The sequence below is a fragment of the Paenibacillus sp. LBL genome (genome assembly GCF_029893715.1).
GTDB lineage: Bacteria > Bacillota > Bacilli > Paenibacillales > Paenibacillaceae > Paenibacillus_AQ > Paenibacillus_AQ glucanolyticus.
Window position 1 is genome coordinate 92,068 of record NZ_JARXYU010000001.1, and the last position, 11,816, is coordinate 103,883.

9 protein-coding genes are annotated in these 11,816 nt (G+C 49.9%); 1 reads left to right on the top strand and 8 read right to left on the bottom strand.

What is annotated here, in order from left to right; all coding sequences use genetic code 11:
* Positions 1–89: 89 nt before the first annotated feature.
* The 5 genes from sleB to uxaC all read right to left on the bottom strand — a co-directional run bounded on the left by sleB (position 90) and on the right by uxaC (position 6,699).
* Entirely contained in the window at positions 90–905 is an 816-nt protein-coding gene (gene sleB / locus M2277_RS00450) for a spore cortex-lytic enzyme (RefSeq protein WP_006211264.1), read from the bottom strand.
* A gap of 180 nt (positions 906–1,085) precedes the next feature.
* Positions 1,086–2,198, bottom strand: coding sequence for a glycoside hydrolase family 88/105 protein (locus tag M2277_RS00455; RefSeq protein ID WP_280753921.1), 1,113 nt, complete (start codon positions 2,196–2,198; stop codon positions 1,086–1,088).
* A 43-nt stretch (positions 2,199–2,241) separates the two neighbouring features.
* Positions 2,242–3,756, bottom strand: a complete 1,515-nt coding sequence (locus M2277_RS00460) for a UxaA family hydrolase (protein WP_280753922.1) — start codon at positions 3,754–3,756, stop codon at positions 2,242–2,244.
* Entirely contained in the window at positions 3,753–5,270 is a 1,518-nt protein-coding gene (locus M2277_RS00465; protein ID WP_036642108.1) for a tagaturonate reductase, read from the bottom strand. The genes M2277_RS00460 and M2277_RS00465 overlap by 4 nt, the downstream gene beginning before the upstream one ends.
* 4 nt (positions 5,271–5,274) lie before the next feature.
* The gene (gene uxaC / locus M2277_RS00470; protein ID WP_280753923.1) at positions 5,275–6,699 is read right to left on the bottom strand and encodes a glucuronate isomerase; all 1,425 of its coding nucleotides are present in this window, start codon (positions 6,697–6,699) and stop codon (positions 5,275–5,277) included.
* 194 nt (positions 6,700–6,893) lie between these two features.
* On the opposite strand from uxaC, the gene M2277_RS00475 reads away from it, so the two are divergent.
* The gene (locus M2277_RS00475; RefSeq protein ID WP_100086516.1) at positions 6,894–7,757 is read left to right on the top strand and encodes a helix-turn-helix transcriptional regulator; all 864 of its coding nucleotides are present in this window, start codon (positions 6,894–6,896) and stop codon (positions 7,755–7,757) included.
* A gap of 85 nt (positions 7,758–7,842) precedes the next feature.
* Here the strand turns inward: M2277_RS00475 and M2277_RS00480 are convergent, their stop codons facing one another.
* The 3 genes from M2277_RS00480 to M2277_RS00490 are packed head-to-tail and all read right to left on the bottom strand — an operon-like array spanning position 7,843 to position 11,565.
* Entirely contained in the window at positions 7,843–10,509 is a 2,667-nt protein-coding gene (locus M2277_RS00480; RefSeq protein WP_197477161.1) for an FtsK/SpoIIIE family DNA translocase, read from the bottom strand.
* Between the two features lie 40 nt (positions 10,510–10,549).
* Positions 10,550–10,792, bottom strand: a complete 243-nt coding sequence (locus M2277_RS00485) for a YlzJ-like family protein (protein WP_006211269.1) — start codon at positions 10,790–10,792, stop codon at positions 10,550–10,552.
* Positions 10,789–11,565, bottom strand: a complete 777-nt coding sequence (locus tag M2277_RS00490; protein WP_006211270.1) for a ClpP family protease — start codon at positions 11,563–11,565, stop codon at positions 10,789–10,791. The genes M2277_RS00485 and M2277_RS00490 overlap by 4 nt, the downstream gene beginning before the upstream one ends.
* Positions 11,566–11,816: the final 251 nt, after the last annotated feature.

Here is an 11,816-nt window from a genome sequence, read left to right on the forward strand (position 1 = left end):
ATAATTTACTTCATAATTAACTTTCATTCTAACCCATCGCAAAGTGAAGAAGCAACCGAAGACAGGCCCCGGTTGCTCTAATTAACGGCTTACATACAGAAGATATGCTGGCCAATGGTTTTGACTTGAGGACGCGTCCAGATCCATTCCGAGGTAGCTGTTTTCGGGTTGAAGTAGTAGAGACAGCCCCCTGTCGGATCCCAGCCGTTCAGTGCCTGCTCTACAGCTTTTCGAGCTTGCTCGTTCGGCTCAAGCCATATTTGACCGTCAGCCACCGCGGTAAATGCTCTCGGTTCAAATATAACCCCATGAGGGGAGTTTGGAAAACTTGGCGATTTCACCCGGTTGATAATGACAGCCGCTACCGCAACCTGACCTTCAAACGGCTCTCCGCGAGCTTCGCCATATACGGCATTCGCCATAATTCTCAAATCATTCTCGGAAAGCCCCATTGTATTCGAAGAGGCTAGGTTGTTATTGGTGCCCCCGTTGTTCGCTGAACCGCCGTTGCCGCCTGCACCAGCAGCTGCTCCGCCTTCGTGAAGCTTGGGAGCGGTGGGACGGAAATCCTTGGTTGCATTGTACAGTTTAAGCTTGACCTTCGGACCGACAACGCCATCCACCTTCATACCGAACTCCGATTGGAACCATTTGACGGCCCCTTGAGTCTTGGAACCAAATACACTGTCAATCTTCCCGTGATAAAAGCCCAAGTACTTAAGACGCCCTTGCAGCTCATACACATCTTCGCCAGTCGAGCCGAATTTAATGGTCTGCTGACTGAAGGTTGGTAAAGCTTCCTGAAGATTCGTGTTGTCATCAGCTTTTAGCCTTCCCTGTGCGAAGACTGCCGCAGATAACAGAATCGCAATGCTTATCAGAATCCAGATTCTTGAGTTTTTCATGCTGTGCTCTACCTTTCTCTTGTGGTTTAACAAGCCTCGCTAACGTTATTATGACAAGCCTGCCAGTTTCCTATGCACCTATTCCCCAATGCCAACCGAAGGCAGCGTCTCATTTCAACACAAATAGAGCCATTCCTGAGTCGGAACGGCTCTTGGCGCTAGAATATGATTCAGCGATAACTACCCCTGGCTTCTGCTAAGTTCTACGCACGCCATGACAAGCGCACCCACGCCGTGAAGATCATTCTCGCATTGCTGCCTCTCCACATAATGGCGGTAATCTCCAACCCCGGTGCCTATGCAGATCCTGGGCATAACCAGATGCCCCAGCTCATTGTAATATACGGAATGAACGAGGCCGTTATAACCTTGGCGTGCATGCGACAGCATGAAGGCGTCGAGATAACCGAGACGTACTCCCTTGGCTAATGTATAAATGAACAAACTGGAGCAGGAAGTTTCCAGCCAATTATCCGGCTCATTCCCTTTATCCAGCACTTGATGCCATAATCCCGTTGCCGGATCCTGATAGCGCACAAGCGCTGCACACAAATCGTGAAGTACTGGTGCCAGGTCCTCACGCCCTGAGTGGTCCTCAGGCAATAAATCGAGGAACTCCACAAGGGATAGCGCATACCATCCCAAAGCGCGTCCCCAAATTTCCGGTGACTGTCCGCTAACCGGATCTGCCCAAGGCATCGTTCGGCTCTCATCCCAAGCATGATAGTATAATCCCGTTGTCTCATCCTTTGTATGGGAACGCATCAACCGCTCCTGAAACAGCACATCGTCAAATAATGGCGGCACTTTATACTGCTCCGCGTATTTCATGGTGAATACCCCGCCCATATACAACCCGTCCAACCACATCTGATAGGCATAACGATCCTTATGCCAATATCCGCCCTCCGTGGTCCGATTCAGTGTAGACAGCAGACGCAGCAGTTTATCGGCTGCTGCCCTATAGCGAGTCTCTGGGAATACCGAGTCAAGCTCCATCAGAAGCAATCCCGCTTGAACGGAATCGAGCTCCCCCCGCTCCAGCAGCAGATTGCCGCTCGCATCAACCAGATGATCCACATATCCTTTGATATATTTCAGATACTTCTGCTCGCGGCTAAGCTTCCATAATTGCGACATTCCAACCAGAAACACACCTTGATGATAATGCCACCGCCCTGCAGGCGGAAGCATCTCCGGCGAATACGTTTCCATGATGGATTGGCAAGCCCTGATGCCGAGTTCCAGCGGAGACAAGCTGGACTGAGCCTGATGCTGTACGGGATTTGACATACGTGCTCCTCCTTTTTTTGCTATACATAATCAAACGCTAGGGTTACAAAATAACGCCATCCTTAAAAATTGAAATCTCCCGAAAGCCGTTGCGTTCGTTTCGCGTCTGTTCAGCGCCCGATGCCAATTGAATCAACTCGTTCATTAATTCGCCATGAAGCTCATCCATGCTTTTCCCTTCCAGCAAAGCTCCTGCGTTAAAATCGATCCAATGCTTTTTACGGGCAGCTAGCTCGGAATTGGTGGCGATTTTTACCGTTGGGACAGGACCGCCAAACGGTGTGCCCCTGCCCGTCGTAAACAGCACAAGATGAGCACCGGCCGCTGCAAGCGCCGTAACCGAAACGAGGTCATTGCCGGGTGCTTCAATCAGGTTCAAACCCGGCTTGCTTGACCTGACGCCATACTGAAGCACATCGGATACTATAGCCTTTCCGCCTTTTTGCGTACAACCGAGAGATTTCTCTTCCAGGGTCGTGATGCCCCCTTCTTTATTCCCGGGTGAAGGATTTTCATAGATTTCCTGTCCATGCGATACAAAATATTGCTTGAAATTGTTAATAAGTTTCGTCATTTCGTGAAATACCTGTTCGTTGGCCGCCCGTTCCATCAGGATTGTTTCCGCCCCGAACATTTCCGGCACCTCCGTAAGCAGCGCGGTTCCGCCATGGTCCGTAATGGTGTCCGCGATGCGTCCTGCGAGCGGATTGGCGGTGATACCCGAAAGACCGTCCGATCCCCCGCATTTCAGTCCGACTTTCAGCTTGGATAGCGGAACTTCCGTCCGCTTGAAGCCTTCGGCATAATCCACAAGCTCCGATATGAGGGAAAGGCCTTCCTCCAATTCGTCCTCCATATCCTGAGCCCGCATATATTTAATGCGATCCCTATTCTTATCCCCAATCATGGCCTGCATCTGATCGATCTGATTGTTCTCGCAGCCGAGTCCTATAACAAGCACGCCTGCCGCATTGCCATGCTGTGCCAGCGATGAGAGCAGGCGCTGAGTGTGGTTCAAGTCGTCTCCCAGCTGCGAGCAGCCGTAAGGGTGCGGGAAGTGGTACACCCCATCAATGCCTCTTCCTTGAAACTGCTGATCTGCCAGACGCGCCAACAGCTCGCAGGTTTTGTTAATGCAACCGACGGTATTGATAATCCAGATTTCGTTACGAATCCCAACCTCGCCATTTGCTCTGATATAACCTTGAAATGTTGGTGAATCAAGCACGGCGGAAGAAACTTCCGCCGAAGATTTAGCGTTGGGTTTATATTCATACTGGACTTCACCGGCAAGACCCGTCTTTAAGTTGTGGGTATGAATCCATGTCCCCGGCAAAATAACTTTCTTGGCAACCCCGATCGAATACCCGAATTTGTATACATGGCTGCCCGGCTCAATCATGCGAAGAGCAACCTTATGGCCTTTGGGCACATCCTCAGTTAACTCAATTGCGTGTTCCTTCCCGTTCAGCAGGCCGATAGCATGTTCCCCAGCCGTCAGAGGACGAAGCGCGATACCGACATCATCCTTGGTGTGAAGTATAACGATATCGCTCATGTCACTTTCAACTCCATTTCCTCTATATATCTGCTCACTGATTCATGAAGATTTGGCACCTCGTTCAAGTCAGCTTCCCATAATGCCGTGTTACCAAGTATGGAGGTTACAAGGTCAGGTATCGTCCATTCCTTGCCATCCACCTTACGCCATGCCTGGTGGAACAGCTCAAGGCTGGCAGGATCATCTCTTAACACAACCTGCTCGCCGTGAAGTCGCTTTCCATACCACTGACCGTTTATTTTCTCAGCATCATACAGCATGATTAAGGAAGCCAATCCCACTGTCATGACTTCGGGCAGTTGGTTGTACGTGCGAACGTATCCCATTAAACTCGGTAGAAGTCTTACCTTAAACTTGGAAATACTGTTCATGGCAATATCCTGGAGCTTGTGCTGAATATAAGGATTGCGGAATCGCTCCCACACCGTTTCCGCATACGCACCGACTTCCTCTAGCGGGAGAGGCACCAGGGGGACGATCTCCTGCAGCATGGCGCTGTGGATTCGCTCTCCCCATTCCTTGCTCTCTGCCATCTCCCTGACTTCATGAAAGCCCTGCAGCAGACCTATGGAAGCCATCAAGGTATGCGTACCATTCAGAATCCGTACTTTTCTTACCTGATACGGGGTCAGATCGGGGACCCAGCTTACCTGAAGTCCCGCCTTCTGCAATGGCAGCCTGGACTCCAATGCCGGATCCCCCTCGATGGCCCAGAAGTAATAGGGCTCTGCCGTGTTCAGCAATCGATCCTCGCAGCCCCATTTGTCAAAATACGTCTGTGCCTCGGCCGGATATCCGGTTACGATACGATCCACAAGCGAGTTCAGGAACACATTATGCTCCACGACCCAGCTGCGAAAAGCCGACGGCAGCCCCCAGTCCTGCGCATGTCGGAGGACAATGGACTTCAATATGTCCCCGTTGCGCTCCAGAAGCTCACAAGGCAGCAACATCAATCCCTTGTCCGGCGAGCCGTCAAAATGCGCATAGCGGCGATATAACAGCATAGTCAACTTACCGGGATAGGACATGACAGGTTCGAACGGATTCCAGTCACTCTGCTGGTAGTCGAGACCTGCTTCCGTTGTGTTGGAGACTACGATATCCAGGGAATCCAGCTCCGCTATTTTCAGAAAATCCGCCCATTCGGTATAGGGGTCAATCAGTTCCGAGAATACCGGAATCCATTGTTCCTTCTCGATCTTCCGGCCATTCTGCAAACCTCGGGTCAGCAATCCGTAGATGCCTTCCTGTTCACGAAGCTGCTCCAGCTTGTGCCGCCCTCCCGGTCTTGGCTGACTCACGGCAATACTCCCCTGGAACAAGCCCTGGCGATTGCACTCATATATCATCCAGTCGAAAAAACCGCGCAGAAAGTTGCCTTCCCCGATCTGAAGCACTTTCACAGGATAGTTCATCATTGCCATATCTTGATGTACCCTTTCTTGATGTTTGAAGGAATCCCGTCCAATCCGTTTCCAAGAACGGTTTTCTCCTGTTTTTGTTTCCATCGCTCTAGCCCCCTTCCGGCTGCTCAAATCGGAAATAACTCTCTGCGTTGTTATAGCAAATATCCTGAACAATGCTTCCGAGCCAAGGAATATCCTGCGGTGCTTCGCCCCGCGTAACCCAATCGCCAAGAAGATTACAGAGAATCCGCCGGAAATACTCATGACGGGTGTAGGACAGGAAGCTTCGGGAATCGGTCAACATGCCGACAAATCGACTTAACAGGCCCATATTGGCGAGTTTGCTCATCTGATCCATCATGCCGTCTTTGGTATCATTGAACCACCATGCCGAACCAAACTGGATTTTTCCAGGGATACCGTCACCTTGAAAGCTGCCGATCAGAGCGGCAAGAATGTCGTTATCTCGCGGATTGAGCGAATACAGAATCGTTCGGGGAAGCGACCGCTCCTGGTCAAGCCGATCCAGCAGCTTCACGAGAGGTACAGCAATAAGACTGTCATGAATCGAATCATATCCGGTATCCGGACCCAACTCACGGAACATCCGGGTATTGTTATTGCGATGGGCATTAATGTGAAATTGCATGACCCAGCCCAGTCTGGAATAGATGCGTCCCAGATGCAGCAGCGTATACGTCTTGAATTGTTCTTCTTCTGCACGAGAGACACCGTCTCCCTTAAGCGCTTTCAGGAATATTTCGGATGCATCGGATTCCGTAACCTCATGATAAGGCACATAATCCAGTGCGTGATCGGATACCCGTCCGCCAACCGAATGGAAGAATTCTGCACGCTGCTCAAGCGCAGCCAGGAATGCCGAATAATCTTCAATCTCCATCCCGCTTCGCTCTGCCAATAATCTCACCCAAGGCACAAACGTCTCTCGATTGATCTCCAGTCCCTTATCCGGCCGGAAGGATGGCAGCATTTGAAATCCCGTATTCTCTTCCTCTGCCAGCTTGATATGATATTCCAGCGTATCGACCGGATCATCGGTGGTACAAACGACCTTAACCCGGCTACCCGTTATCAATCCCCGGGTTGTAAAATCAGGCTCCAGCAAACGCTTATTCGCCGCCTCCCAGATGCGTGGTGCATTCGTTTCATTAATCATGTCATGGATGCCGAACAATCTTTGAAGCTCCAGGTGAGACCAATGGTATAACGGATTGCCAATTGTCATCGGAACCGTGCGCGACCAAGCCAAGAAGCGGTCATAGTCTTTAACACCCTGGGCTCCCGTAATGTAAGCCTCTTCCACCCCACCGGCACGCATAGCCCGCCATTTATAGTGATCTCCGTTAATCCAGGCTTCAGTCAAGTTCTCAAACCGATGATTGTCGTATATCATTTGTGGACTCAAATGACAGTGATAGTCAATGATTGGCATGTCTTTTGCATAGTCGTGATATAAAGCACGAGCCGTCTCGTTATGAAGCAAAAAGTGTTCATCCATAAAAGCTCTCATGATCTCACCGTCCATTTCTGTATATTCATCTACTATGTTACGGCATCATCAGTTGGATTTCTTCACTTTTATTGCGCTATTAACAGATAATTCAACATATCTTGCTTTGTTTTCTGAAGGAGAAGTTGATACAATATAAGCTGATCCATTCGAGGATTGTTTCATCCTATATGATATGAACGAAGCGGGGGCAAATGATGATGTCCAGTGATACCCGTACCGTCGCCTACGGAGAAGAAGAAGGGGAATTTTACTACCACCGCATTCATCGCACCAAACCCTTTGAACGAAATAACCATTACCATGGAACCTACGAAATTTACTATTTGGTATCAGGCGAACGCCATTATTTTATAAAAGAAAAGCTGTACTCCATTCGAGCCGGCGATTTAATTCTCATCAACAAATTTGACGTACATAAAACCTCCGGGCAAGGAGACCCGGAGCATGAACGTATCGTCATTAATTTTAGCGATTCTTTTCTGGGAAAAGGCCATCCGTTGCTGGCATCCGGATTGCTTGGCATGTTCAGCCAGGATACACCTTTGCTGCGGTTAACCATTCCAGAGCAGGACACCGTTCTGCAAATTTTGAACAAAATGGCTGATGAAATTACAGAACGCTCGGATTCCTATGAGTACATGCTTCGTGTATTGCTCATGGAATTATTGATCAAGACCCATCGGCTAATCCGATCAGCTTCCTTGCCTGCACCCGCCTCCATGAACCCGCTCCATCAGAAAATCACCGACGTGGTAAAACATATCCACGCCCATCATGCTGAAAAAATAACGCTGCAGCAATTATCCGAGACCTTCTTCATCAGTCCGTTCTATCTGTCCCGGATATTCAAAGAAATCACGGGTTTTACCATCATCAACTACCTGAATCTCACCCGCATTCGCGAAGCGCAGCGACTTCTGACGGATACGGATCTGAAGATCGTGGATATCGCTGAAGCGATTGGATTTGAGAGTTTAACCCATTTTGATCGGACCTTTAAGAAAATTATGAAAATGACCGCAAGCAAATACCGTAAATTCAACAGCATCTCTTGAAAAATCCAAAAAGGAAACGAGCCAGACCAAGCACCTCTTGGTTCGACTCGTTTCCTTTTATTCTAGCGTGATGAATTCATTCAGCTCAACTGATACGATTCTGCTGCTGTTGGTACTGCTCCATCGACATGAGTACTTCCCGTGGCTTGCTGCCCTCATAAGGACCGATCACGCCTCGAGCTTCCATCGAGTCAATGAGACGGGCTGCACGGGTGTAGCCCACTCGCATTCTCCGTTGAAGCAGCGATACCGATGCCTGTTTCGCTTCCAGCACAATCGTCACCGCCTGCTCATACAGCTCATCCAATTCTTCATCATCGGAATTCGAAGATTCATCAATTTCAGGAACCAACGATTCGTCATACTCTGCCTGTGCTTGATCACGGACAAAATCCACAATGTTCTCTACTTCCTGATCAGTCATAAAAGCACCCTGCACCCGAATTGGCTTGGAAGAGCCCATCGGCATAAACAGCATATCCCCGCGGCCAAGCAACTTCTCAGCCCCCGCCATATCCAGAATGGTCCGGGAATCGACTTGAGAAGATACTCCAAAGGCAATACGGGACGGAATATTCGCTTTAATGACCCCGGTAATCACGTCCACCGATGGACGCTGGGTGGCGATAATCAGATGAATTCCGGCAGCACGTGCCATCTGGGCAAGACGGGTAATCGCGTCTTCTACGTCGTTTGCGGCAACCATCATCAGATCGGCCAACTCGTCCACAATCACGACGATGTAGGGCAGTACCGCAGGCAAATTATCCTTCATCAGATTATTGTAACCCTCAATATTCCGTGTTCCGGACTTTGAGAATAACTCGTAACGCTTCTCCATCTCAACAACGATTTTCTTAAGCGCCAGCGAAGCCCGCTTCGGATCGGTTACGACCGGTGCCATCAAATGCGGAATCCCGTTGTAAACGTTAAGCTCAACCATTTTCGGATCGACCATCAGGAATTTAACCTCATCCGGCTTCGCTTTATACAGAATGCTGGTAATAATGCCGTTGATACATACCGACTTCCCTGAGCCGGTTGCACCTGCTACCAGAAGATGGGGCATTCGCGCCAGATTCCCAACAATCGTCTGACCGGATATATCGCGACCGAACGCGATCGACAGCTTCGATTCCGCTTCTTGGAAGGTCGGTGTCTCCATAACCTCCCTCATCGTAACGAGAGAGACTTCATTGTTCGGCACCTCAATGCCGATGGCCGATTTGCCTGGAATCGGTGCCTCCATGCGGATATCCTTGGCTGCAAGCGCCAATGCAATATCATCGGTCAGATTTACGATGCGGCTTACCTTGACCCCGATGTCAGGCTGAATTTCGTAACGGGTGACAGAGGGTCCTCTTACAACCTCCAACACCTTAGCCCGTACGCCGAAGCTTTCCAAGGTTGCCTCCAGCTTGCGAGCCGTTTGCATATAATCATTCTGGTCGCCACCCTTACCGCCATTGTTCGGTTTGGATAGCAGGCGGAATGGCGGCAGCTTGTACGGCTTGGGTGGTGGTGCAGGAGGTGCTGACGGTGCCTTACCAGCTTGGACGCCATCGCCCGCAACAGCTGTTGCATCCAGATCACCGCCGCCCGGCAGCTCATTGGCATCAATCGAGTTGGTACCGGCCGCTTTCCCTCCCGGCTCATCCTGAGCCAGAGGAGGCATCACGGCTTCCTGATCATCGTACTCGTCATCCAATCGTTCTTCTTGTTTCACCTGCTCGAAGAAATCACGAATAATCGGAGATGACGGAACCGAATCGACAGGAGGAGTCGCAGCATCCATAACTCCTTCAGGCTGATCCGAACTGTTAAACAGGACAACCTCGCCTTTCTCGTTAGTACCGTGCCCATTCCCCACTGTAAATACCGGCGCACTGTCATCAACAGCTTCCACTGCCTCTTCCGGTACTTCATTCCGCTTGTTGCCTTTGGAACTAAACAGCTGGAAGAACTGCGGCGCTTTGCGGCGCGGCAGCCTCATGCTCTCCATATCATCCAGATCATCATCATCCAGATCTTCCGGAAGCTGCATCCGTTGTTCCTTGGCATTTGATTTCGCTGCTGCTCTCGATTTCGTCTGCTGGCTGTTCACTTTCTTCTGAATCCGTTCTCCAGCTTTCACTACCCTCACACGGAACATGCGCATCAGATCAACATAGGACAAATTCGTTATCAGCATGAAGCTGATAAATAACATGACAATCATAATAAGTCTTGCCCCTATGCTGCCAAACAGCATCAACAAAAAAGCAAACTGCAGGGCTCCAACGTAGCCCCCGCTGATATCTCTGCCCATCACGGGATGATGTCCATCATCGACCCCGCCATCAAGCAGTTCGCCTTGCAAATCACTATGTATCTGGCTCATCGCATTCGATGCATTCAATTGTCCGATTGGGGCCAACTTGGACTCCAAGCCTGCGATGCTGCTCATTAAAGTGAGCGACAATATCAGAAGAAGGACACCGGTACGTCTGCTGTTCCACCGCTTGGGCCATTTCCGGTGAATCATTACCATTAACCCGTAATAAATGCCGATCAAGGGGATGATAAAGTAGTACTTGCCCAGCAAATATCCCGACATCTTGGATAGGGAGCGCCCGACCGGTGCTTCTCCGGATAAAGCGATGACCGAGAGTGTCATCAATACAATTCCATATATTTCATATTTCAATACTGCTGCAAAGGCTGCCTTCTTCTTCCTTTTCCGTTTTGCCAAAAGTGTCACCCCCGAATCCATATTATAGCATAATATTCGGTGGCGTACCTATGTTCTGTTTTTAGCCTTTTGCCTCATTTTTTACCGTCGGAATATAGCGAATGATAGACCCCGGAGTGTAGCGAGGGTTCAGATAATCCTGAAGTCCGCATTCCAGTAAACGGACAATCTTCGCTTGATCCTCCGCCAGAGGTTCAACTTCCATCAGTATTCCCTCAACACGGATCTCCCTGGATGTGACAGCAGTCTGATCCTCTTGGAACATTCCGATCGGGTCGAACGGCATTACACTGTACCATATCATTGCGTAATCCCCCCGGGACTGATCGGTTTACGCTCTGCGATCATGCTGTTTAAACGACTCAATGCCTGTCCGATCCCGCCTACTTCGTCCATTAACCCGTATTTGACCGCATCAACTCCCGACACTGCGGTTCCGATATCCCGGTTCAGCTCACCTGTTGCAAACATGAGATTCTTAAACCGCTCCTCCGTGATGCCGGAATGGCTCGTCACGAAGCGCACAACGCGTTCCTGCATCTTTTCCATGTATTCAAAAGTTTGCGGGACACCAATGACCAGCCCACTCATGCGAATCGGGTGAATGGTCATGGTTGCACTCTCCGCAATAATGGAATGGTCCGCTGCTACGGCAATCGGTACGCCGATACTGTGCCCTCCCCCTATAACCACCGTCACCGTCGGCTTGCTTAGCGAAGCAATCATCTCTGCAATGGCAAGACCTGCTTCAACATCTCCTCCTACTGTATTTAGAATGATCAAGAGTCCTTCGATCCGGGGATTTTGCTCAGCGGCGACAAGCTGTGGAATCATATGCTCGTATTTCGTTGTCTTGTTCTGTGGGGGAAGCACGAGATGGCCCTCGATTTGACCAATAATGGTCATGCAAAATACGTTGGATTCCCCACCATTCGGAAGTCCTGTCTGCCCCAGCTGCTGTATGGCTTCCGTAACAGCCGCCTTCTTGCCATCCTCCGTGGGAATGGTCGGAGGAGCTTCTGTCTCACCGGTTAAACCTGTTCTTCTCTTGCCCGTGGTCCATTGATCCTTGTCCATCGTGCATCCCTGCCTTTATCTTAATGTCTAGCTGCAGCAGCAATCACACAGCTAACGTTTAGTATGGCAAATGACGGGACTCTTTTATGCTTGCAGTGACAAAAGGACATCCTCATTACTCATACAGGCCAAGTCGAATAAACTCCTATCGAATTCCAAGTCCGAAAGCAGTTTCAAGGAAAAGAATATAAAAAGCCCCTCTTTCGCGGGAACCGTCCAATTATTACCTGCGAAAGAGGGGCGACTGTGTG